General features: G+C 58.8%; 26 protein-coding genes and 1 pseudogene. 21 read left to right on the forward strand and 6 right to left on the reverse strand.

What is annotated here, in order from left to right:
- Window positions 1-51: 51 nt before the first annotated feature.
- The gene (locus tag ACYZT6_RS24880) at window positions 52-228 is read left to right on the forward strand and encodes a hypothetical protein (RefSeq protein WP_462029031.1); all 177 of its coding nucleotides are present in this window, start codon (window positions 52-54) and stop codon (window positions 226-228) included.
- Window positions 229-246: 18 nt separating this feature from the next.
- Here ACYZT6_RS24880 and ACYZT6_RS24885 read toward each other — a convergent pair whose 3' ends face one another.
- The gene (locus ACYZT6_RS24885; RefSeq protein ID WP_462029032.1) at window positions 247-750 is read right to left on the reverse strand and encodes a polysaccharide deacetylase; all 504 of its coding nucleotides are present in this window, start codon (window positions 748-750) and stop codon (window positions 247-249) included.
- A gap of 270 nt (window positions 751-1,020) precedes the next feature.
- Here ACYZT6_RS24885 and ACYZT6_RS24890 point away from each other — a divergent pair, with 270 nt between their 5' ends.
- The 9 genes from ACYZT6_RS24890 (at window position 1,021) to ACYZT6_RS24930 (ending at window position 5,741) form a co-directional block, all read left to right on the forward strand.
- A complete protein-coding gene (locus tag ACYZT6_RS24890; protein WP_282483104.1) occupies window positions 1,021-1,284 on the forward strand; it encodes a hypothetical protein in 264 nt (87 codons plus the stop codon).
- 103 nt (window positions 1,285-1,387) lie between these two features.
- Complete coding sequence (locus tag ACYZT6_RS24895; RefSeq protein WP_462029033.1) at window positions 1,388-2,515, forward strand: hypothetical protein; 1,128 nt, start codon at window positions 1,388-1,390, stop codon at window positions 2,513-2,515.
- A gap of 53 nt (window positions 2,516-2,568) precedes the next feature.
- Window positions 2,569-2,751, forward strand: coding sequence for an antitoxin PaaA2 family protein (locus tag ACYZT6_RS24900; protein WP_462029034.1), 183 nt, complete (start codon window positions 2,569-2,571; stop codon window positions 2,749-2,751).
- Between the two features lie 332 nt (window positions 2,752-3,083).
- Window positions 3,084-3,380: a hypothetical protein gene (locus tag ACYZT6_RS24905; protein WP_462029035.1), complete on the forward strand. Its 297-nt coding sequence runs from the start codon at window positions 3,084-3,086 to the stop codon at window positions 3,378-3,380.
- Between the two features lie 126 nt (window positions 3,381-3,506).
- Complete coding sequence (locus ACYZT6_RS24910) at window positions 3,507-3,821, forward strand: type II toxin-antitoxin system RelE/ParE family toxin (protein WP_462029036.1); 315 nt, start codon at window positions 3,507-3,509, stop codon at window positions 3,819-3,821.
- 2 nt (window positions 3,822-3,823) lie between these two features.
- On the forward strand, window positions 3,824-4,111 hold the full coding sequence (gene nadS / locus ACYZT6_RS24915; protein ID WP_462029037.1) for a NadS family protein: 288 nt from the start codon (window positions 3,824-3,826) through the stop codon (window positions 4,109-4,111).
- 137 nt (window positions 4,112-4,248) lie between these two features.
- Window positions 4,249-4,449 carry a YhfG family protein gene (locus tag ACYZT6_RS24920; protein WP_462029038.1) on the forward strand — a complete coding sequence of 67 codons (201 nt, stop codon included), beginning with the start codon at window positions 4,249-4,251 and terminating at the stop codon, window positions 4,447-4,449.
- A 40-nt stretch (window positions 4,450-4,489) separates the two neighbouring features.
- Window positions 4,490-4,843 (forward strand): DUF1493 family protein, encoded by a 354-nt coding sequence (locus tag ACYZT6_RS24925; protein WP_462029039.1) that lies wholly within the window; start codon window positions 4,490-4,492, stop codon window positions 4,841-4,843.
- Between the two features lie 43 nt (window positions 4,844-4,886).
- Window positions 4,887-5,741 carry an EamA family transporter gene (locus ACYZT6_RS24930; RefSeq protein ID WP_462030009.1) on the forward strand — a complete coding sequence of 285 codons (855 nt, stop codon included), beginning with the start codon at window positions 4,887-4,889 and terminating at the stop codon, window positions 5,739-5,741.
- Window positions 5,742-5,803: 62 nt separating this feature from the next.
- On the opposite strand, the gene ACYZT6_RS24935 is transcribed toward ACYZT6_RS24930, so the two are convergent.
- Together ACYZT6_RS24935 and hslO are read right to left on the reverse strand one after the other, a co-directional pair.
- The gene (locus ACYZT6_RS24935) at window positions 5,804-7,345 is read right to left on the reverse strand and encodes a phosphoenolpyruvate carboxykinase (RefSeq protein WP_462029040.1); all 1,542 of its coding nucleotides are present in this window, start codon (window positions 7,343-7,345) and stop codon (window positions 5,804-5,806) included.
- Between the two features lie 179 nt (window positions 7,346-7,524).
- Window positions 7,525-8,427: an Hsp33 family molecular chaperone HslO gene (gene hslO / locus ACYZT6_RS24940; protein ID WP_461956634.1), complete on the reverse strand. Its 903-nt coding sequence runs from the start codon at window positions 8,425-8,427 to the stop codon at window positions 7,525-7,527.
- Window positions 8,428-8,528: 101 nt separating this feature from the next.
- Here hslO and ACYZT6_RS24945 point away from each other — a divergent pair.
- Window positions 8,529-8,749, forward strand: a pseudogene (locus ACYZT6_RS24945) (phosphatase PAP2 family protein); the annotation flags it as partial.
- 170 nt (window positions 8,750-8,919) lie between these two features.
- Here ACYZT6_RS24945 and ACYZT6_RS24950 read toward each other — a convergent pair.
- Window positions 8,920-9,327, reverse strand: coding sequence for an RNA-binding S4 domain-containing protein (locus ACYZT6_RS24950; RefSeq protein ID WP_461983513.1), 408 nt, complete (start codon window positions 9,325-9,327; stop codon window positions 8,920-8,922).
- 116 nt (window positions 9,328-9,443) lie between these two features.
- Between ACYZT6_RS24950 and rimA the strand changes: the two genes are divergently transcribed.
- Genes rimA through rimK form a run of 3 tightly spaced genes read left to right on the forward strand, consistent with a single transcriptional unit; the run spans window position 9,444 to window position 11,621 of the window.
- The gene (gene rimA, locus ACYZT6_RS24955) at window positions 9,444-10,223 is read left to right on the forward strand and encodes a S6 modification regulatory phosphodiesterase RimA (RefSeq protein ID WP_462029041.1); all 780 of its coding nucleotides are present in this window, start codon (window positions 9,444-9,446) and stop codon (window positions 10,221-10,223) included.
- 16 nt (window positions 10,224-10,239) lie between these two features.
- Entirely contained in the window at window positions 10,240-10,719 is a 480-nt protein-coding gene (gene rimB / locus ACYZT6_RS24960) for a retropepsin-like aspartic endopeptidase RimB (RefSeq protein ID WP_010464766.1), read from the forward strand.
- Window positions 10,716-11,621 (forward strand): 30S ribosomal protein S6--L-glutamate ligase, encoded by a 906-nt coding sequence (gene rimK, locus ACYZT6_RS24965; protein WP_007949201.1) that lies wholly within the window; start codon window positions 10,716-10,718, stop codon window positions 11,619-11,621. The genes rimB and rimK overlap by 4 nt, the downstream gene beginning before the upstream one ends.
- A 233-nt stretch (window positions 11,622-11,854) precedes the next feature.
- On the opposite strand, the gene ACYZT6_RS24970 is transcribed toward rimK, so the two are convergent.
- Both ACYZT6_RS24970 and ompR read right to left on the reverse strand, forming a co-directional pair.
- Entirely contained in the window at window positions 11,855-13,168 is a 1,314-nt protein-coding gene (locus tag ACYZT6_RS24970) for an ATP-binding protein (RefSeq protein WP_461956631.1), read from the reverse strand.
- Between the two features lie 101 nt (window positions 13,169-13,269).
- Window positions 13,270-14,010, reverse strand: a complete 741-nt coding sequence (gene ompR / locus ACYZT6_RS24975) for an osmolarity response regulator transcription factor OmpR (RefSeq protein WP_462029042.1) — start codon at window positions 14,008-14,010, stop codon at window positions 13,270-13,272.
- 358 nt (window positions 14,011-14,368) lie between these two features.
- On the opposite strand from ompR, the gene ACYZT6_RS24980 reads away from it, so the two are divergent.
- From ACYZT6_RS24980 to tauD, 7 genes are all read left to right on the forward strand, one after another.
- Entirely contained in the window at window positions 14,369-16,693 is a 2,325-nt protein-coding gene (locus ACYZT6_RS24980) for a Tex family protein (RefSeq protein ID WP_462029043.1), read from the forward strand.
- Entirely contained in the window at window positions 16,693-17,076 is a 384-nt protein-coding gene (locus ACYZT6_RS24985) for a PaaI family thioesterase (protein ID WP_008019061.1), read from the forward strand. The genes ACYZT6_RS24980 and ACYZT6_RS24985 overlap by 1 nt, the downstream gene beginning before the upstream one ends.
- A 317-nt stretch (window positions 17,077-17,393) precedes the next feature.
- Window positions 17,394-18,977 carry a glutamate--cysteine ligase gene (gene gshA / locus ACYZT6_RS24990; RefSeq protein ID WP_462029044.1) on the forward strand — a complete coding sequence of 528 codons (1,584 nt, stop codon included), beginning with the start codon at window positions 17,394-17,396 and terminating at the stop codon, window positions 18,975-18,977.
- Between the two features lie 335 nt (window positions 18,978-19,312).
- Window positions 19,313-20,290, forward strand: coding sequence for a taurine ABC transporter substrate-binding protein (gene tauA / locus ACYZT6_RS24995; RefSeq protein ID WP_462029045.1), 978 nt, complete (start codon window positions 19,313-19,315; stop codon window positions 20,288-20,290).
- Between the two features lie 16 nt (window positions 20,291-20,306).
- The gene (tauB, locus tag ACYZT6_RS25000; RefSeq protein ID WP_462029046.1) at window positions 20,307-21,101 is read left to right on the forward strand and encodes a taurine ABC transporter ATP-binding subunit; all 795 of its coding nucleotides are present in this window, start codon (window positions 20,307-20,309) and stop codon (window positions 21,099-21,101) included.
- Window positions 21,098-21,931, forward strand: a complete 834-nt coding sequence (gene tauC / locus ACYZT6_RS25005) for a taurine ABC transporter permease TauC (protein WP_462029047.1) — start codon at window positions 21,098-21,100, stop codon at window positions 21,929-21,931. The genes tauB and tauC overlap by 4 nt, the downstream gene beginning before the upstream one ends.
- Window positions 21,932-21,999: 68 nt before the next feature.
- Window positions 22,000-22,842, forward strand: a complete 843-nt coding sequence (tauD, locus tag ACYZT6_RS25010; RefSeq protein ID WP_462029048.1) for a taurine dioxygenase — start codon at window positions 22,000-22,002, stop codon at window positions 22,840-22,842.
- The last annotated feature ends 31 nt before the right edge of the window (window positions 22,843-22,873 follow it).

The following is a 22,873-nucleotide window of genomic DNA, read 5'->3' on the forward strand; positions in this document are numbered from 1 at the left end:
TCTTCTCGCACAACCACCGTCCGCGTACTTCACATCACGGCAGGACGCCTGATGAGCGCGGCATTTGAACAAGGAACGGCCATGCCTCAAAAATCGTTTTTCGCGATCGCCCTGATCCTGTCATCCATGCTGCTGAACGGCTGCGACATGATTCCCGAAGATCCACCATTGCTCGCTACGTGCGACACCTTGGAATACGCAGCCCAACAAGCCTGGCGAACATCCTGACGACTACGCCATAAGTGGCTACGGCACCATCACCGCCACCCGCAGTTGCTCGTTCAAGATCTGCTCCTGAAACACCCGGCTCTTGCTTGCCCAAACCGCATGAGCCGGGCTGATTTCGCCTGTGAACGCGGCCGCCAACTGACGCAAATCAGCGACACTTCGCACGCGAGGGCAGAAGGGTTCGCCATCGCAGTTCTGACTGGCGCTGCGGTAGGTGGCCAACAACCGATCCCACAGACCGTTACGCACTTGCCTGACCGACTTGAGCTTCACATCCTGCACGCCCAGCCGCTGTTTCAGACCTTGTTCGTCGAGCATTTCGCTGGCCAGCAATGCCTTGCCGAACATCAACACCTCGGCGCGGGACACGGTGTCCACGTTCGCCTGGCTGGTCAGGGCCTCCGGCCAACCGGTGCGATCCATATTGGCGAGGACCATCGGGTTGCTCGCGTCAGCCGCGCCCGTCAAACGGCAAACACCCGCCCACAGCAACAAAATCGAGGCCATACGTAGCCATTGCATACTTAATTCCCTTTAAGCGTTGGACAGACGTTTTCGAAACGTCCTACAGATTCTGGCGCGCACCATACAGAGGATTGATGCGCTGCGCCTGACAAACACGTAGGAAATTCGACCTCTAGGGGTATTGCTGAAAAAAGCCTCGGGGTACACGTAGGCAAAAGGCCACAACGCAGGTAATTCCCCTACAAACTCCGTCCATTTGCGCTGTATTGCGACGCTGGGAAGTAAGTCTCTATAGTTTGCGCCGCCGCTGAAAACAGGACGGACCTCATGCAAGACCGCTATCGCCCGCTCAAAACCAGCTACAGCGAAACGCCCGTGCTGGTCATCGACACCGCCGCCAGCACCGGCGCCGTCCTGGACGCCGCTCACCAACGCCTGCGCGCCGCCAGCGACCTGCTCGAAACACTTTATTGCCTGTGCTTCAAACAGGCTGATGTGAAGGATATTCCCCATATAGTGAATGCGCTTTATTTGTTAACGCAAGATGGTTGCGAACTTCTGGAAGTTGCAAAGCAACGAATAGAGCACTGACCGCAAAAACATAGACCTCACAAACATCGAAACAACTAACCACTTCATTACTCAAATAACAAACACTAGTCTGCAAGCTCTTAAATCAATCAAGAGCACTACAATGACTACATTAACTATTTTCTTTTGCGGCACCGGCTCGACCAAATTCGATAGCCAGAACCCAACTTACTGGAACGGCGAACTGGTCTCGACACTGGCTTCCCACCACGGTGGCCGCGAATTTGCCGAATGGATCGTGATTGACGGGCCCGGCACCAGCAACCTGCAAGCTGACGAACTGTTCACCAAATCCGGGGACTACGGCCTGAGCGGCACGCTGTTCGGCAAGGGCTGGGAAGAGAACGTCAAACACGCCATCAACATCATCAAAGGCAAATGCGACTGGGAGCGTGAAAAACTGACAGAGACTGAATACAACCGTCTCAAGGCTGCCGGTATTCCCATTGAAGACGTGATCGTCGAAGGTTCCTGGATGTGGCGCAAGTACAACTACGGCGACCGTAGTGTGACTCAACAAAAGTTGCAGGAACAAATCATAAAAACCTTTCGCAAGGACGGAATCATTCCAACCAAGGTCGACTTGGTCGGCTGGAGCCGTGGTGGCATTAGTTGCCATATGTTGGCCAATGCCATGTTCAAGGACAGCGCACTGAAAAACATTCCGGTTAATATCTTTACGATTGATCCGGTGCCGGGTATCGGTAACTTTCAAGAAGACAAAGTAAAACTGAATGCCAACGTGAAGGAATACGTCGGCTTCTACGCCCGAGACGAACGCTCCAAAGGCTTCAGCTGCGTCATCCCGCAAACGGCCACCGGCACCCGAACCCACATCTATCCGATGCCCGGCCGTCACGGCACGCTGGTCGGCAACGCCGCAGCCGATGGTGTCAGCGGCCCTAAAGCGCTCGCCGAACCCGGCCTGATCGTTCGCCACTGTGCCGAAGTGTGCCTGAAACGTTGGGGCGTTCAGCTGAACAAAACCTCCAACCTGACCCCGACCGCCCTACAGAACCACCACAACGCCATGGCCAGCGCCGCAGCTAAATACAAAGCGATGGAAAAGTGCTCGTACACCTTCTTCACCGAGCTTGACCAGGGCGAGCGCTACGTTTCGCTGGGCAGCAAAGGGGTCAGCTTCTCGGCGGTGAAAGGCACGATCTACGCGCCGGCGACCGGGTTGACCACTAGCCTGCTGGATGTTGCTGCGTATAAGCACATTGGTTGAGTGATGGGTGCGGGGGTCGGCAGCTCAACTGTAAACAATCAGAGGTGAAACCGATGAAGGAAAAAGCACCACCCGAATGCTGTGATGCTCCCATCGACAACGCTGCCTACGAGGCGTGGTTCATCAGGCTGGTTCAGGCCAGCATTGATGATCCACGGCCGAGCATTTCCGATGAGGACGCAAGGAAGCTGATGGCGGAAAGACGCGAGAAAATACGTCGCGGAATAATCCTATAGAAAGGGCCTATCCGAGGTTCGGCCCGTTCCTACACGCGGGGACTCTTTGTCGTCTATCGCTGCCTGGTGGCTCGTATCTATAGTCGTGAATGTCGCTGCCCAATCAGCGGCTCGGGCTTGGTCACCCGAATGGAGCACAGATACGCTTCCGTTGTATGCTGCCGACACCTCAAGTGTCTGCATATTTTATGGTGGCTGTGTTTGGGACGTCTTCGGGCGTGCCGGCAAATGTGTGCTCTCTCACCGGTTGACCAACCCGAACACAGTCCGCCTCCCATCGCTTGGTCACGATGGTGGCGACCCCTTTTTTGATTCATTTGAGAGTTTGCACAATGAACGCATTTAATGAGCTCAACGAACGCTACCGCCCACTACAAACCAACCTCACCGATTCCCCGCCCCTGATCATCGACACAGAGGCCAACCCCCAGGACATCCTCGAAGCCGCCCTCCAGCGCATCCGAGCATCCAGTGACCTCCTCAAAACCCTGCATTGCGTTTGCTTCAAACACGGCGACGTCGAAGACATCCCGCACATCACCCACGCGCTCTTCCTCTTAGCCCAGGACGGCTGCGACCTGCTCCAAGTCGCCCAACAACGCATGATGGACTGGAAAGCACCTGCCTGACACAGAGTGAACAGATCGTTCTCACGCCCTGCGCGAGAACGATCAATCACCGGTTATAGCTGAACACAAAGGCCTTTCAAGCCAGATCAGCATTGCCAAAAAGTAAGCCATTGGCGTACATTTACGATGATTTTCATTGAGACCCCGATCTTCACCCGTCGAGCCAAAGAGTTGTTAGATGACGATGCCTATACCGCCTTGCAGAAAGTACTGGTGCTGAACCCCTCGTCTGGTGATGTAATCGAAGGGACAGGTGGGATTCGTAAAATGCGAGTTGCCGCCAAGGGGCACGGCAAACGAGGCGGAGCCCGGGTGATTTACTACCACTTCGTCTCGGCGTCACAGATCGCTTTGTTGATGATCTACCCTAAAAATGAGCAACACGACCTGACTGCCGATGAACGCAAAGCATTGAAAGCCGTCATCGAACACTGGAGATAACCATGAGCAAGTTTTTTGATGAGCTGATGGAAAGCGTGCAACAGATGGACGAAATCGTACGGGGAGAGCGCCGGCCTTCTCGCGAATTCCATGTTGATGCGTTGCAAGTCAAAGAAATCCGTAAGGCTACCGGTTTGACTCAGGCCAAGTTCGCAGCGTTGATCGACGTTCAACTCGCCACTCTTCGCAACTGGGAGCAGGGCCGCCGCGAACCGACAGGGCCAGCCAAAGCCCTGCTAAAAGCCATCCATAATGACCCTGTCCATGTGTTGAACGCGTTAGCTGGTTGAACACAGCAACACAGCCCATCTCTCCGCGCTTAATCCCGGAACATCGTTTTTCAGACTGTCCACATTCCATAAAACGTGGTCAGTCGCCATGTGCATAGGCGCTGAAAGTCAAGACAGCAACCACGAGACAAACCACGATGTGCGAATCCACGTTCAAACGTAAACAGGATTACTACGAAAAGGTCCGCCGCTCAAATTACCTGGCCAGCCTGCATCTCTCCGGTTTCGACACATCACCAGCAGACCTCGACAAACCACTTCCTACGCGGGAAGAAGTGCTCGCCCAATACCAAGAAAACGACCCGCCGCTAACTGCTCCCGCCCTTCCGCTAGTCTGACGACCAATACGATGCATTTAAGCCCAATCGGACACCCGCAATGAACCTCGCCCCTCACTTCCCCGACGACCACACCATGCACCTGTTCATGCAACTGCTGCACGAGGAACTCGGCCTGCCCGAACGCAAAACCATCAGCCTCACTACCTCGATTAACTTCGACCTGAGTTGCGACGGTGCCGATGCTCAACACCTGATGGAAGCACTGGAGGAACAGTTCGGGATCGACTTCGTGGACTACGACGCCTATCGCTACTTCCACCCACAAGGCTACGATATGTTCCTAAAACACCGAGCCAAGGGACGCGCCGACAAACTGCCGCTTACCATCCAAATGCTCTACCAGGCCATCAAGGCCCAACGCTGGGACACTCAGACGCTGGAAAGCCTCTAACGTCCGCAGCGCACACCTATAAGGACATAGCGTGGACGTATTGATGGGTTTGCTCGCCGCCTTGCTTTGGGGCGGCACGGATTTTCTGGTGGGTTTGAACGCCCGCGCGGTCGGCGTTAAACGCGCTGTGTATTTTGGCCAGGCGCTGGGCTTCAGCATCATGAGCCTGTTGCTGATCGCCTTTCCTGCCTTCATTCTCAAATCGATGTCGGCAGCGCTCGATGTCTGGCTGATTGGGATTGTCGCCGCTGTGTTGACCGTGTCCGGAGCCCTGGCCTTGTCCAAGGCGTTCGCCCTCGGCAAGGCCTCTATCGTGGCGCCGCTCGTAACGTCCTACGGCGTGGTCACCACGTTGCTGTCTTGGGCGGGCGGTGAACAGATCAGCCTGATCCAACTGCTGTGCATCGCGCTGTGCGTGATCGGGGTCGTCCTTTCCAGCATTCATTCTGACTCGAAACTTCCACACACCACTCAGGCCAGCAGTTCGATTGCCTATGCATTGTTGGCGGCTGTTTTTTATGGCACCAGTTTCTGGCTGCAAGGCCGCTTCGTTCTTCCGGTGCTTGGTCCGGTGACAATGCTTTGGCTGGCCTATCTGGTTGGGCTGATCGTGCTGGTTGTCATGGTGCTGAAGATCAAGGATGGCTTGAAAATTCCGCCGATGAAAAACTGCCTGACGTTAACAGGCGCCAGCCTGATGAACCTCGGTGGGTTCTCTTCATTTGCCTGGGGCGCGGTGGCGGGATCGGTTTCCGTGGTGACGGTGATCAGCACACTGTCCGGCGGCATTGCGGCGATTTTGGGTTACGTATTTTTCAAGGAGCGACTGGCGAAGGTGCAGGTGCTGGGTGTTGTTTTGGTTCTGACAGGGGCGTTAGTCCTGCATCTGAAAACCTGAACCGAACGCCCACAAAAAAGCCGCCCTCAAAGGGCGGCTTTTCAATTCGCTAAATCCAAGCCTTACAGCTTAGGCCCAGCAGCCTTGATCGCGTCGCTCACTTCAAACTTCTTGAAGTTCTCAACAAACAACCCGGCCAATGCCTTGGCCGCTTCATCATAAGCAGCCTTGTCAGCCCAGGTGTTACGCGGGTTCAACAGGCCAGTCTCAACGCCCGGCACAGTCAACGGCACGTCCAGGTTGATGGTGTCCAGATGCTCGGTTTCAGCACCGATCAAAGCACCGCTCTGGATCGCTGCAATCACGCCACGAGTGGTCGGGATGTTGAAGCGTTTGCCGACGCCGTAGCCACCGCCGGTCCAGCCGGTGTTGACCAGGTAAACCTTGGAGCCGAAGCCGCGGATGCGCTTGATCAGCAGTTCTGCGTATTCCCCGGCCGGACGCGGGAAGAACGGTGCGCCGAAGCAGGTGGAGAAGGTCGACTTGATGCCGCTGCCGGAACCCATTTCAGTCGAGCCCACCAGAGCGGTGTAGCCGGACAGGAAGTGGTAGGCCGCTTGTTCTTCGCTGAGGATCGAGACTGGCGGCAGAACACCGGTCAGGTCGCAGGTCAGGAAGATCACAGCGTTTGGCTCGCCACCGAGGTTTTTCTCGGAACGCTTGGCAACGTGCTCCAGCGGGTAAGCGGCGCGGCTGTTCTGGGTCAGGCTGACATCAGCGTAATCGGCGTGCTTGGCATCATCGATAACGACGTTTTCCAGGACTGCGCCGTGCTTGATGGCTTTCCAGATGACCGGCTCGTTCTTCTCGGACAGGTCGATGCACTTGGCGTAGCAGCCGCCTTCGATGTTGAAGACAACGCCTTCGCCCCAGCCGTGTTCGTCGTCACCGATCAGGTAACGGCTTTCGTCGGCGGACAGGGTGGTCTTACCGGTGCCGGACAGACCGAAGAACAGGGTCACGTCGCCCGCTTCACCGATGTTGGCAGCGCAGTGCATTGGCAGCACGTCGGCGGCCGGCAGCAGGAAGTTCTGCACCGAGAACATGGCTTTTTTCATTTCACCGGCGTAGCGCATGCCGGCGATCAGCACTTTCTTCTGTGCGAAGTTGAGGATCACGCAACCATCGGAGTTGGTGCCGTCACGCTCTGGAACACATTCGAAGTTGGCAACGTTGAGCACCTGCCACTCGTCACGGCCAGCCGGGTTGTACTGGGCCGGGTTGATGAACAGGCAACGACCGAACAGGTTCTGCCAGGCAGTCTGCGTGGTCATTTTCACGGCCAGGTAGTGATCGGCAGACGCACCTACATGCACGTGGGAAACGAAATGCTCTTGCGCGTTGTTGAAGGCCTCGACGCGGTCCCACAGGGCATCGAACTTGTCGGCCGGGAACTTGCGGTTGATCGGGCCCCAGGCAATGGCGGCCTGAGTGGACGGCTCTTCAACGATGAAACGATCGACTGGCGAACGGCCGGTACGGTGACCGGTGCGAACAACCAGTGCGCCAGTGTCGGCAAGCTCGCCTTCACCGCGACTCAGGGCTTCTTTGACCAGATCATCAACACTCAGATCGGTGTACACGGCGTTATTGGCTTGCGTCATGAGGTTCCCCGTCGGCCAGTGGCCGAGTGCTCCAAACGTTTTGTAGTAGAAATTCGTACACTACTACCGCGAAAAAAGTGGGCCGGATTATGCCAGAAAAGCCCAAAAATAGTAGGGCCCTCCCGTCAGAACGGCGTTATTCCGGCGCGGAGCAGTGAATTTACCTGCGCTGAACCGTTTTAGTGACGGGTATCTGACGGCGTATCGACACCCGCACCAGCGAACAATTGGCTGATATCAGCTGCATCAAACAGGTAGCGCTGGTTGCAGAATTGGCAATCGATCTCGATGTTGCCGCCGTGCTCGATGACCAGCGCTTGCGCGTCTTCCATACCCAAACTGACCAGAGCATTACCTGAACGTTCTCGCGAGCAACTGCAACGGAAACGCAGTTTCTGCACGTCGAACAGACGCACCTGCTCCTCGTGGTAGAGGCGATGGAGCACGGTTTCGTTGTCCAGGCTCAGCAATTCGTCGGCGGTCAGCGTGCCGCCCAGCGCGGTGATGTGCTGCCAGCTGGCTGCGCGTTCTTCTTCGTCTTTCAAACGATCGGCAGGCAGTTGCTGCAGCAACAGGCCACGGGCGCGACGGCCATCAGCGTACAGCCAGAAACGGGTGCCCACCTGTTGCGACATCACGAAGTAATTAGTGAAGCACTCCGACAGGGTTTCGCCATCCAGATCAACAATGCCCTGGTAACGCTGGCCTTGTGTCGGGTCGATGGTCAACGCCAGCACGCCGTTGGGCATCAGGTCGGCGAGGGTCGCGTCGGGGGCAATCCGGTCGGCTTCATAACGGGCCAGGCCACGGATTTCGCGCTCGCTGGAGCACTCGATCATCAGCAGCGGAATCGGGCCGTCGGAACGAGCCTGAAGAATCAGCAAGCCATCGAACTTCAAGGTGCCGACCAGCAACGACGCAGCCGCCATCAGCTCGCCGAGTAATTGCGCGACCGGCTCCGGATACGGGTGTTTGGCGAGGACTTCAGCGTAACTCCGTTCCAACGAAACCAGCTCGCCGCGGGTATCGCTGTCATCGAAGATGAAGCGTTGGGTGTAATCGGTATCCGGTAGATCGGTCATAGGTCTGGTTTCTGAAGTAATGACAAATGGTTACAAAACGTGAAAATTGCGCCTTTGCAGCACCCCACTGGGTGCGCGATGTTCAACATGGGAGGCATTTTATGAACAATCCGGGTTTGTTCCAAGCAAGGTGGACCTACGCCGGTTGGCTTTGTGAAATTTTGTGCCTCTGACGCTGCTGGCCTTCTGGTTATGGCCTACGGGTCAGATACTGTGTGTGATTTTCGACGAGTGGCCATTTCAGCTGCTGAATACGCTGCTGGGCAGTTACCCGATATGGCTACGCATCTGGGCGATTGCAAGTCTGCGCCCGTTTGATGTGGGGAGTTTCGTGGGTGAGTGTGGTGCGTAGCGGCTGATTCTGTGGTGCTGCCGGCGAGTGCTGCGCACTCGATCGCGAGCAGGCTCACTCCCACAAAGGACTGCGCAATACCTGTGGGAGCGTGGCTTGCCCGCGAAAGCGTCAGTCCGGACAACACAGAAGCAACACCCTCACTCGTCGTTGCTACTGCCGCGAAACTTGAACAAATCCCGCCGCTGTTTCTTGCTCGGCTTGCCATCAGTGCTCACGCCCAACGCACCCGCCTTGCGCATGGCCGCGGCCGCTTCGCGCTTGGCGACGCTGGCATCGGTTTCTGCATACAAGGCCTGAGCCTCTGGCGCACCACGGCGCACAATCGATAGCGCCTGAACCACAACCGTGCGTTCCTCGAACCCTGTACGAATCTGAAATTCGTCGCCGACCCTCGGCTCCTTGCCCGGTTTGCAGCGTTCACCCCGGCAATGCACCTTGCCGCTTTCAATCGCCGCCTTGGCCAAGGCGCGTGTTTTATAAAAACGCGCGGCCCACAACCACTTATCGAGACGGACCTTGTCGTCCTCTTCCTGTTTTTGTGCCATATGAATTCCTCTTTCGGCCAGTAGTCGGAACTGTACTACCGTTTCTGTCGGGCGCAAGAACTCGGCCCTCCGGATAGACTGTGATCTTGGCCGGCTCACCGGCATGGAGTGATCGATTGACTATATTCCCGTCTTCATTGACCTCGCCGCAGGGCGGTTGCCAGGGCTGTCAGCAAAGTGAACCGCTGGGCTTCGATTTTTCTTTTGCCTACCAACCGATCGTCGATCTGCGCGATCAGTCGATTTTTGCTCATGAGGCCTTGGTACGCGGCCTTGCCGGGGAAGGCGCACTGTCGGTGCTCGACCAGGTCACCGAGGAAAATCGCTACCGTTTCGACCAGCTCTGTCGGATGCGAGCGATTGAGGGTGCGGCCAATCTAAACATGCAGACACACTTGTCCATCAACTTCATGCCCAACGCTGTCTACCGCCCGGAGCTGTGCATTCGCAGCACCCTGGAGGCCGCGAAAAAACACAACTTCCCCATCAACCGTCTGATTTTCGAAACCCTGGAAAGCCAGCACGTAGATAACTATCGCCATTTGACTAATATTCTGCGTGAATACCGCGAATTCGGCTTCAAGACCGCCATCGATGATTTCGGCGCGGGCTACTCGGGGCTCAATCTGCTGGCTGATTTCCAACCGGACCTGATCAAACTCGACATGGCACTGATCCGCGATGTCGACCGCGATCGTGTTCGTCAGGCTATCGTTCGAGGGATTGTCACAATCTGTGCGGAGTTGAACGTTACAGTCATCGCCGAAGGCATCGAAAGCGCCGGAGAACGGGATTTCCTGGCGGACTGTGGAATATTTCTGATGCAGGGTTACTGGTTCGCCAAACCCGCATTCAAAGCGTTGGCCCAGGTAACGCCTGAGGCCTGGACGCGTTAATCGCCGGTTTTTTCTATTGAAGACATTTGACCATTTGACCGTTATCGGTCTGCGCGAGTGGGTGGCGCTCCCGGATTTGGGAGTCGCGGGCCTGCGCGCAAAAATCGATACCGGTGCCAGTACCTCAAGCCTGCATGCGACCGACATCGAGCCGTTCGAGCGCGACGGTGAAAGCTGGGTGCGCTTCACCGCGCACCTGGGCACGGTGGTGCAATTGCGTCATCGACGCTGCGAGGCGCCACTGGTGACGCGCAAAACCATCAAAAGCTCCAACGGTCACGCGCAGATGCGCTATGTGGTCAGTACCACACTGGCCCTGGGTGACCGGGTATGGCGAGTCGAATTCACCCTCGCCTGCCGCAAGTCCATGCGTTATCGCCTGCTACTCGGTTCCAAAGCCCTGATCGACGGCCAACTGGTGGTCAATCCGGGGATTAAATATGTACAAGACAAGCCGGTGTTCCCGGTATCTACCTCTTCCACAGGTGTTGCATGAAGATCGCTGTGCTGTCGCGGAACCCGCGTCTGTATTCCACTCGTCGTCTGGTCGAAGCCGGTACCGAGCGTGGCCATGAAATGGTGGTGATCGACACCCTGCGCGCCTATATGAACATTGCCAGCCACAAGCCGCAGATCCACTACCGCGGCAAGCCGCTGGAGGGTTTCGACGCGGTGATCCCAAGGATCGGTGCCTCTGTAACGTTTTATGGCTGCGCGGTGTTGCGCCAGTTCGAAATGATGGGGGTTTTCCCGCTCAATGAATCGGTGGCCATCGCCCGTTCGCGGGACAAGCTGCGGTCGCTGCAATTGCTCTCGCGCCGGGGGATCGGCTTGCCGGTGACCGGGTTTGCGCACTCCCCGGATGACATTCCCGACCTGATCGATATGGTCAACGGCGCACCGCTGGTGATCAAGGTGCTGGAAGGTACGCAAGGCATCGGTGTGGTGCTGTGTGAAACGGCGACGGCGGCAGAGTCGGTGATTGAAGCCTTCATGGGCCTGAAGCAGAACATCATGGTTCAGGAATACATCAAGGAAGCCGGTGGCGCCGACATTCGCTGCTTCGTGGTCGGTGACAAGGTGATCGCGGCGATGAAGCGTCAGGCCAAGCCTGGTGAGTTCCGCTCCAACCTGCATCGGGGTGGCAGCGCCAGCCTGATCAAGATCACCCCGGAAGAACGCATGACCGCGTTGCGTGCGGCGAAGGTCATGGGTTTGGCGGTGGCGGGTGTGGATATCCTGCGTTCCAATCACGGGCCGCTGGTGATGGAAGTGAACTCGTCGCCGGGACTGGAAGGGATTGAGACCACCACCGGGAAGAACGTGGCGGGGATCATCATTGAGCATCTTGAGAAGAATGGTGGGCCGAATATGACGCGGACCAAAGGCAAAGGTTGAGGTTTCGGAACTGAGGGGTGTCAGTTAGGGACACCCCTCACCCTAACCCTCCCGAAACGTCGGACCGCCCCAAAGGGGCGAGGGGACTGACCGAGTTGTTCTTGGAGCTACATCGACCTGAAAAATCGAGGTGAACTCAGGATCTGAAAAGCATGCGGTCTGCTCCCTTTCCCCCTCTCCCCTTTGGGGCGGTCCGACGTTTCGGGAGGGCTGGGGTGAGGGGTGGCCTTTGACTACACCGCATCCCGCGGCAACATTAACCCCAACGGCAACCGCACCCGCGCTTCCAGCCCACCACCGGACCGATTGCGCAACTCAACATTCCCGCCATGCATCGAAGCAATCCGCTTCACGATCGCCAAGCCCAACCCTGTCCCCTTCCCGCCCCGGGCACGATCGCCCCGAGTGAACGGGTTAAAGATCGCTTCCAATTCAGAAGGATCAATCCCCGCCCCACGGTCCATGACGCTCAGCACTACATACGGCGCGCTGGTATCGCCAGACACATAAGCCGCCACCTCAACCCCGCTGCCAGCATGGTGCAAGGCGTTGCCGATCAAATTGTTCAGCAACCGCTTCATCGACACCCGACGCAGGGGAAACGGCTGGATCGGTTCCAGGCGCAGCCGCACTTTTTCTTCGTTCTGGTTGTACGGTGCAGCGACTTCGCGAACCAGGTCGCTCAGGTCCACTTCCTCGACAGACTCGTCACGACCATCGCGAATAAACGCCAGGAACTGGTCGAGGATCGCGTCCATGTCTTCGATGTCGCGCACCATCGCGTCGGTGAGGTCGTTGTGGTCGCCCATCAACTCCAGGGACAACCGCAACCGGGTCAGGGGGGTACGCAGATCGTGTGACACTCCGGCGAGCATCAGCTCGCGCTCGCGACCGGCCTGCTCAACGTCTTCCGCCATCTGGTTGAAAGCCCGGTACACCTCGGTCATCTCGCTCGGTGTGTCGCTGATCGGCAGGCGTATGCTACGCCCCTGGCCGAGTTGCCTTGCGGCATAGACCAGACGTTTCAACGGTTGATTGAGCTGGCTGACGAAGATCCACGCCGAGGCGGTGGACAGCAGGCCGATAGCGAGGAACCAGCCGAGCACGTTCCAGATTTTCTGGCCGCGCAACGGATGCGGATAAAGCGGCACTTTCAGCCAGCCATCGCCCAGGCTAGGCGCCCGAACCCAAAGGGCCGGCGGCGAGTGCATGCGTAATCGTACTTCGGTATCGGCACCCAGCTCGGCCTGCATCTGCCGCTGATAGATCTCGCTGTAGGGCCAGTGTTGTTCGCCTTCCGGCACACCTGCGCCCACGACCCGGATCAGGGTGGCGGCATCAGCGATTTTCTCTCGGTTTTTTTCATCGGCAGCCCAATAGGCGCGCAGCGTCAGGGCGACGCCGTGGCTGTATTGGCGATCCACCAGCACGTCTTCGTTCATCAACAGATAAACCAGGGTCAGCGCCTTGGAGAACAGGACGACGATCAGCACCAGCCACAGGGTGCGGGAGAAGAAACTCTGGGGGAACCAAACGGGGGTTTTCATGGATAACCGCTACACACTTGCAGGAGCGAGCGATGCTCGCATATTGCGGATCGCGAGTCTGCGGACAATCGTCCGCAAGACCCGCTCCTACAAATCGCCGATCACTTGGAGGCGGCGCCATCCGGAACGAACACGTAACCCACGCCCCAGACCGTCTGGATGTAACGCGGTTTGGATGGATCAGGTTCGATCATCCGGCGCAGACGGGAGATCTGCACGTCGATGGAACGCTCCAGGGCATCCCATTCGCGGCCACGGGCCAGGTTCATCAGTTTGTCGCGAGTCAGTGGCTGACGCGCGTTCATGACCAAGGCCTTGAGCACCGCGAACTCACCGGTGGTGAGCATGTGCACTTCGTCACCGCGCTTGAGTTCGCGGGTGGCCAGGGACAGCTCGTAGTCACCGAAGGTCACGCTTTCGTCTTCGCTGCCCGGTGCGCCCGGCACAGGCGTCGACTGACGGCGCAGGACCGCTTTGACACGGGCCATCAGCTCATCCGGGTTGAAGGGCTTGGCCAGGTAATCGTCGGCGCCCAGTTCCAGGCCCTTGATGCGGCTCAGCTCATCGCCCTTGGCGGTCAGCATGATGATCGGGATCTGATTGTTCGCCGTGCGCAGGCGGCGGCAGGCGGTCAGACCGTCTTCGCCGGGCAGCATCAGGTCGAGAACGACCAGGTTGAACACTTCACGCGCCAGCAGGCGATCCATTTGTTCGGTGTTCGGTACGGCGCGGGCGCGGTAGCCCTTGCTGACGAAAAAACGTTCCAGCAGGCTGCTCAGCCCTGGATCGTCGTCAACAATAAGAATTTTTTCGCCTTCAGCATTGTTTGCAGTGCTGCTCATTAGATGCTCCTTTGATCTCGGCGCGCATTATGGCGTAGCTGCCGTTATACGCACCGTGTGCATTGTTAGCAGATTTTTCCTTCACCGCCAGAAATCCGGCCTTCGCGCTACCGCCTGCGATGCCCTGAATGATAGAACGCTGGTTATAATGCGCGGCCTTTTGTGTCAGGCAACGTCTGATCATGGCTGTAGGTGGCCGCTTTTTATTTTCATGGCGCGGCAGTCATTGTTCGATTTCACGGGTCAACGGGATACCTGTTGATCCAGGTAGCGGCGCACGCCAGGCCGCTCAACCAGACTCGCCGAGCCTTTATCTCTGCGCCTGCGAGCCTGCTTTCACAATTTGTCAGGTGGTTTTATGGACAGCATCAACAGCCGCATCGCCGAGGAACTCGGTGTACGCCCACAACAGGTCGAAGCGGCCGTCGCGCTACTCGATGAAGGGTCTACCGTTCCTTTCATCGCCCGCTACCGGAAAGAAGTGACCGGCAGCCTCGATGACATCCAGTTGCGTCATCTGGAAGAACGTCTGCGCTACCTGCGAGAACTCGACGAACGGCGTATCAGCATCCTTGCCAGCATTGAAGAGCAAGGCAAGCTGACCCCGCAACTCGAACGCGACATCAAACTCGCCGACACCAAAACCCGCCTCGAAGACTTGTACCTGCCGTACAAGCAGAAGCGCCGCACCAAGGGCCAGATTGCCCTGGAAGCCGGCCTTGGCGAGCTGGCCGACGGCCTGTTCAACGACCCGAGCCTGACGCCGGACGCTGAAGCCGCACGCTTCGTCGACGCCGAAAAAGGTGTGGCCGATGTGAAGGCCGCCCTCGAAGGCGCCAAATACATCCTGATGGAACGCTTCGCCGAAGACGCCGGCTTGCTGGACAAACTGCGCAGCTACCTCAAGCAGGAAGCGACCCTCAGTGCCCGCGTCATCGCCGGCAAGGAAGAGGAAGGCGCCAAGTTCCGCGATTATTTCGAACACGACGAACCGCTGAAAAGCATGCCGTCGCACCGCGCGCTGGCGATTTTCCGTGGCCGCAACGAAGGCATTCTGAGTTCCGCACTGAAAGTCGGCGAAGAGCTGCCAGGCACCATGCACCCGTGCGAAGGCATGATCGGCCAGCAATTCGGCATCCAGAACCAGAACCGCGCCGCCGACAAATGGCTGGGCGAAGTGGTGCGTTGGACCTGGAAGGTCAAGCTCTACACCCACCTCGAAACCGACCTGCTGGGCGAACTGCGCGACGGCGCGGAAACCGAAGCAATCAACGTGTTCGCCCACAACCTGCACGACTTGCTGCTGTCGGCCCCGGCCGGCCCGCGCGCCACGCTGGGTCTTGACCCGGGCCTGCGCACCGGCTGCAAGGTCGCCGTGGTCGATTCCACCGGCAAGCTGCTGGATCACGCCACGGTTTACCCGCACGTGCCACACAACAAGTGGGACCAGACCCTCGCGATTCTTGCCGCCCTGTGCGCCAAGCACTCGGTGGATCTGATCGCCATCGGCAACGGCACCGCCAGCCGTGAGACCGACAAGCTCGCCGCTGAGCTGATCAAAAAATACCCGGCGATGAAGATGACCAAGGTCATGGTCTCCGAGGCTGGTGCATCGGTTTACTCGGCGTCGGAACTGGCTTCCAAGGAATTCCCGGACCTCGACGTGTCGATCCGTGGCGCGGTGTCGATTGCCCGTCGCCTGCAGGATCCATTGGCCGAACTGGTGAAGATCGATCCGAAATCCATCGGTGTCGGCCAGTACCAGCACGACGTGTCGCAGCTGAAACTGGCGCGCGGCCTTGACGCTGTGGTCGAAGACTGCGTGAACGCCGTGGGCGTCGACGTCAACACCGCTTCCGTGGCGTTGCTGGCCCGCATCTCCGGCCTCAACGCGACCCTGGCGCAGAACATCGTCAGCCACCGCGACGAGCACGGCGCATTCAAAACCCGCGCGGCATTGAAGAAAGTCGCGCGTCTGGGCGAGAAAACATTCGAACAGGCCGCTGGATTCCTGCGCGTCATGAACGGCGACAACCCGCTGGATTCGTCGGCGGTTCACCCGGAAGCCTATCCGCTGGTGCAACGCATCGCCGCTGAAACCGACCGCGACATTCGCTCGTTGATCGGCGACGCGAGCTTCCTCAAGCGCCTTGATCCGAAGAAGTACACCGACGAAACGTTCGGTCTGCCAACGGTCACCGACATCCTGCAAGAACTGGAAAAACCTGGCCGCGACCCGCGTCCGGAGTTCAAGACCGCCGAGTTCCAGGAAGGCGTCGAAGAGCTCAAGGACCTGCAACTGGGGATGATCCTCGAAGGCGTCGTCACCAACGTGACCAACTTCGGCGCGTTCGTTGATATCGGCGTGCATCAGGACGGTTTGGTGCATATTTCTGCGCTTTCGGAGAAGTTCATCAAGGATCCGCGCGAAGCGGTCAAGGCCGGTGACGTGGTGAAAGTGAAGGTCATGGAAGTCGACATCCCACGCAAACGCGTCGGCCTGTCGATGCGCATGAGCGACACCCCCGGCGAGAAAATCGACGGTGCCCGTGGTGCGCGTCCGGGTTCGGCTCCGCGCCAGTCCCAGACCACAGCACCGCGCAAGGAAACCACGGCAGCGGCCCCGGCCAACAACGCCATGGCTTCGCTGTTCGCCAACGCCAAGCAGTTGAAGAAACGCTGATGGAGATTCCCGCCGGGCTGACCGAAAGCGCGTTTTTCAAGCTGCTGGGGTGTCGCTTGCACAGCCTGGAAACCGGGGTGGCGCAGGTCGCCCTGGCGCTTGAGCCAGAACTGCGCAATCGCGGCGGCAAGCTGCACGGCGGGGCTTTATTCAGTCTGGTGGACATTGCCATGGGGCTGGCCTGTTCCAGCACCCACGGCTTTGACCAGCAGAGCGCGACCATCGAATGCAAGATCAACTACATTCGCGCCGTTTCAGATGGTGAAGTGATGTGCACGGCACGGGTGATTCACCCGGGTCGTCGCACGCTGGTGGTTGAAGCTGATGTGATGCAAGGCGACAAACTGGTCGCAAAAGCACAAGGCACGTTCGCTGTCCTGTAGCTAGATGTCACCCATTTGAGTTAATTTCAGCGCAACGAAACCTGTGGGAGCGCCTGTGGCGAGGGGGCTTGCCCCCGTTTGAGTGCGCAGCACTCACAAGATCCTGGAAATTCAGAGATTTTGGGGCTGCTTCGCAGCCCAACGGGGGCAAGCCCCCTCGCCACAGATCGCTCCCACTGGGATTGTGCAGTTCCTTACTGACCGGCATGGCTTGCGCGGTTGCAAAAACCAGGCGAAAACGCCAGTTTTAACTTCACCCTTGTAGACCGTCTTGCCCACCCCCATATTGGGGCGACTGACGCGTGAAGGAATCCAACTTGAGCGAACTTCTCAACCGCCGCCTGGCTCTGCTCGGCGAGCGCGCTAACCTCTCTCTGCTCGAACAGTGCCTTCACGGCATCGAACGTGAATGCCTGCGCGTGACCGGTGAAGGTCGCCTGGCGCAAACGCCGCACCCGGAAGAATTGGGTTCCGCGCTGACCAATGAACAAATCACCACCGACTATTCCGAGTCGTTGCTGGAATTCATTACCCCGGCCCTGCCAGACCCGGCCGATACGCTGGCGAGCCTGGACAAGATTCATCGGTTTGCCTACAGCAAGCTCGGCAACGAGTTTCTGTGGAGTCCATCGATGCCGTGCCCGTTGCCGGCCGAGGAAGACATCCCGATCGCCTATTACGGCACGTCCAACATCGGTCAGCTCAAGTACGTCTACCGCAAGGGCCTGGCCCTGCGTTACGGCAAGACCATGCAGTGCATCGCCGGGATTCACTACAACTTTTCCCTGCCGGAAAAGCTCTGGCCACTGCTGAGAGAGACTGAAGGCTTTGTCGGCACCGACCGCGACTATCAGTCGTCGGCCTACATCGCGCTGATCCGCAACTTCCGTCGCTACAGCTGGCTGCTGATGTACCTGTTCGGTGCCTCCCCTGCCTTGGACGCCGGTTTCCTGCGCGGTCGTTCGCACCAGTTGGAACAACTGGACCCGGACACCTTGTATCTGCCGTACGCCACCAGCCTGCGCATGAGCGACCTGGGTTACCAGAGCAACGCCCAGGCCGGTCTGACCCCGTGCTACAACGACTTGGCCAGCTACACCGATAGCCTGCGCAAAGCGGTCGCTACGCCGTACGCGCCATACGTCGAGATCGGCACGCATCAGGACGGTGAGTGGGTTCAGCTCAACACCAACATCCTGCAGATCGAAAACGAGTACTACTCCAACATCCGCCCGAAACGCGTGACCTACACCGGCGAACGGCCGATCCAGGCGCTGGTGGCTCGCGGCATTCAGTACGTCGAAGTGCGCTGCCTGGACATCAACCCGTTCCTGCCGATGGGCATCGACCTGCCGGAGTCGCGCTTCCTCGACGCGTTCCTGCTGTATTGCGCGCTGAACGATAGCCCGCTGCTGACCAATACCGCGTGCAGCAATGCGACCTCGAACTTCCTCAGCGTGGTCAAGGAAGGTCGTCGTCCGGGCCTGCAATTGCAACGCGACGGTCAACCGGTTGATCTGAAGGAATGGGCCGCCGAGTTGCTGGAAAAAATGGCTCCGATTGCGGCGCTGCTTGATCAAAACCACGGCGGCGATGCCCACAGCAAGGCACTGGATGCGCAGCTGGCCAAGGTCAAGGACCCGTCCCTGACGCCATCGGCCCAGGTGCTGGCGGCGATGGCCGAACACAAGGAAAGCTTTGCCCAGTTCTCCCTGCGCCAAAGCCAGGTGCATGCGGAGTTTTTCCGCCGCGAGCCATTGAACGGCGAAGACCAGGCGAAGTTTGAAGCACGCGCGCGTTCCTCACTGGCTGAGCAAGTGGAGCTGGAACAGAACGAAGTCGGCGATTTCGATGTGTTTGTCGGGTCGTATCAGGCGAGCATTCTGGCGATCAGCAACTGATTTCAAGTCCACCCCTCACCCTAACCCTCTCCCAGGGGTAGAGGGGACTGACCGAGGTGTCTCACGGCATACATCGACCTGAAAGCCCGAGTCGAACTCGGGATTGGAAAAGCATAAAGATCGGCCCCCTTTCCCCTCTCCCCCGTGGGGAGAGGGCTGGGGTGAGGGGGCGATCCACCTGACTGCACACAATCGCAAAATCTCCCTACCCTCTCACCCATCCCTTAGAATTTTCCGCTCATAAGCTCATTCGAAAAAGTTATTTATTTTCGAATTCTTAGATCATTTAGTCTCCTTTCACGCCGACTCTCGGTCGCCTGACAAGGAGCTTCTCAATGAAACTGACTTTTCCCCTTCGCCTCCTGGCGGTCGCGTCTCTGGCTGCGGCGAGTTTCCTGGCCCAGGCGGCTGACGTTACCGTCGCCTACCAAACTACCGTTGACCCAGCGAAAGTCGCCCAGGCTGACGGCGCTTACGAAAAAGCCACCAACGCCAAGATCGACTGGCGCAAATTCGACAATGGCGCCGACATCATCGCCGCCATCGCGTCCGGCGACGTGCAGATCGGCTACCTCGGTTCCAGCCCCCTGACGGCGGCCATCACCCGCAAAGTCCCGGTCGAAACCTTCCTCATCGCCACGCAGATCGGTGCCGCCGAAGCCCTGGTCGCCCGCGACGGTTCCGGGATCAAGACCCCTCAGGACCTGATCGGCAAGAAAGTCGCCGTGCCGTTCGTTTCCACCGGCCACTACAGCCTGCTGGCCGCGCTGAAACACTGGAACATCGACCCGTCGAAAGTCACCGTGCTCAACCTCGCACCACCCGCCATCATCGCTGCGTGGAAACGCGGTGACATCGACGCCACTTACGTCTGGGACCCAGCCCTCGGTGTGGCCAAGGAAAACGGCAAAGTGCTGATCACCTCCGGCGAACTGGCCAAGTTCGGTGCGCCAACCTTCGATGCGTGGATCGTGCGTAAAGACTTCGCCGAGAAGCACCCGGAAATCGTCACCGCGTTCGCCAAAGTGACCCTGGATGCCTACGCCGATTACCGCAAAGACCCGAAAGCCTGGCTCGCCAATCAATCCAACGTCGACAAGCTGGTGAAACTCTCCGGCGCCAAGGCCAGCGACATTCCGTTGCTGCTGCAAGGCAACGTCTTCCCGCTGGCGGCTGATCAGGTGATTACCCTCGGCGCACCGACCACCAAGGCCATCACCGACACCGCTGCCTTCCTCAAGGAACAAGGCAAGGTCGAAGCCGTACTGCCGGATTACGCGCCGTACGTCAGCGCCAAGTTCATCACCAACTGATCGGGAGTTAACCGCGATGGCTTTGCTACAGCTGGAGCGCATCAGCGCACAGTACCCCGGCAGCCCGGAACCGGTACTGGCGGATATTTCCCTGAGCCTTGGGCCCCAGCAGTTGCTGGTGGCCCTCGGCCCGTCCGGCAGTGGCAAGACTTCGCTGTTGAACCTGATTGCCGGTTTCGTCGAGCCCAGCGCCGGGCGCATCACCCTTGATGGCGTGCCGGTCAAAGGCCCGAGCGCCGAACGCGGCGTGGTGTTCCAGGATGACGCGTTGCTGCCTTGGCAGGACGTGTTGGCCAACGTCGGTTTCGGTCTGGAGCTGGCCGGTGTGTCCCGAGACAAGCGCGAAATCCGTGCCCGGGAAATGCTCGCACTGGTGGACCTTTCAGGTTTCGAAAATCGCCGCATCTGGCAGCTCTCGGGCGGCCAGAAACAGCGTGTCGGCCTGGCCCGCGCGCTCGCCGCCGACCCTCGCGTCCTGCTGATGGACGAACCCTTCGGCGCCCTCGACGCCTTCACCCGCGAACAGATGCAGGAGCTGCTGCTGCAAGTCTGGCAGCGCACCGCCAAACCGGTATTCCTGATTACCCACGACATCGAAGAAGCGGTGTTCCTCGCCACGGATCTGATTCTGCTGGCGCCGAACCCCGGGCAAATCGTCGAGCGCCTGAGCCTCGACTTCGGCCAGCGTTACGCCGCCGGTGAGTCGGCTCGCTCGATCAAGTCCGACCCGCGCTTCATCGAAACCCGCGAACACGTGCTCGCCAAAGTGTTCTCCCAACGCAGCACCGCCCTGCGGCAGGAGCGCGCATGAGCAGCTATCAAATTCCCGCCGTTGCGGTGAAACCAGGTTCGACGGTCATTCCGGTCCGTCGCAGTTTGAGCACTCGGTGGATCAGCGTGTTGACCTTGCTCGCGCTGGTTTTCATTTGGTGGGCCGTCACCGCTACTAGAATGATCGAACCGCTGTTCTTGCCGCCACCGTCTGCCGTGCTGCAGAAAGGCTGGCTGCTGGTCACCACCGGCTACATGGATTCAACGCTGTGGCAGCACTTGGGCGCCAGCCTCAGCCGGATCGGTCTGGGCCTCGTTTTCGCGGTGCTGACCGCCGTACCGGTCGGCATCGCCATCGGCCACAACCGCATCGCGCGCGGCATTCTCGATCCGTTGATCGAGTTCTACCGGCCGATTCCACCGCTGGCTTATCTGCCGCTGATCGTGATCTGGTGCGGCATCGGTGAGCTGTCGAAAGTCTTGCTGATCTACCTCGCGATCTTTGCCCCGATCGCCATCGCCACCGCGACCGGCGTGCGCACGGTCGATCCGGCCAAATTGCGCGCCGCGCAGTCGCTGGGTGCGACCCGGGCGCAGTTGATTCGCCATGTGATTCTGCCGAGCGCCTTGCCGGATATTTTGACCGGTGTACGGATCGGTCTGGGCGTGGGTTGGTCGACGCTGGTTGCCGCCGAGTTGATCGCCGCCACCAGCGGTTTGGGTTTTATGGTGCAGTCGGCCGCGCAGTTCCTGGTCACCGATGTGGTGGTGCTGGGGATTCTGGTGATCGCGCTGATCGCCTTCGCCATGGAAATGGGTCTGCGCGCCCTGCAACGCAAACTGGTGCCGTGGCATGGCCAGGCTCACTGAATATTCAACCTGTGGGAGCGGGCTTGCTCCCACAAAAGCTCGGCACCCCCGGATTGAAGAGAAAGACCATGAGCAACCTGACCATCGTCCCCCTCAGCTTCGCGCTTGGCGCGCAAATCAGCGGCATCGACGTCAGCCAGCCGCTGAACCTGGAACAACGCGATGCCATCGAGCAAGCGTTGCTCAAGCATCAAGTATTGTTCTTCCGCGATCAGCCGATCACGCCTCAACAGCAGGCACGCTTCGCCGCGAATTTTGGCGATCTGCACATCCATCCGATCTACCCGAATGTGCCGGAGCAACCGGAAGTGCTGATCCTCGACACCGCCGTCACCGACGTGCGCGACAACGCGATCTGGCACACCGACGTAACCTTCCTGCCGACCCCGGCCATGGGCGCGGTGCTGAGCGCCAAGCTGCTGCCTGAATTTGGCGGCGACACGCTATGGGCCAGCGGCATTGCGGCGTATGAAGCATTGTCTGCACCGATGAAAGGCTTGCTCGAAGGACTGACAGCGACTCACGACTTCACCCGCTCGTTTCCGCTGGAGCGTTATGGCAACACGCCTGAAGCCCTGGCCCAGTGGGAAGAAGCGCGCCGGAAGAATCCGCCGTTGTCGCACCCGGTAATTCGCACGCACCCGGTGAGCGGGCGTCAGTCGTTGTTCGTCAACGAGGGCTTCACGTCGAAGATCAATGAGCTGTCGGAAACCGAGAGCGAAGCGATTTTGAAGTTTTTGTTTGCTCATGCGACGCGGCCGGAATTCACCATTCGCTGGCGCTGGCAGAAAGACGATGTGGCGTTCTGGGATAACCGCGTGACACAGCATTACGCCGTCGATGATTACCGCCCGGCGCGGCGGGTGATGCAGCGGGCTACGGTGTTGGGGGATGTGCCGTTTTTTCGGTGAGTCCCTGGCTTTTTTGTTGTTTGTACTGGCC

Source organism: Pseudomonas sp. RT6P73, assembly GCF_054897715.1.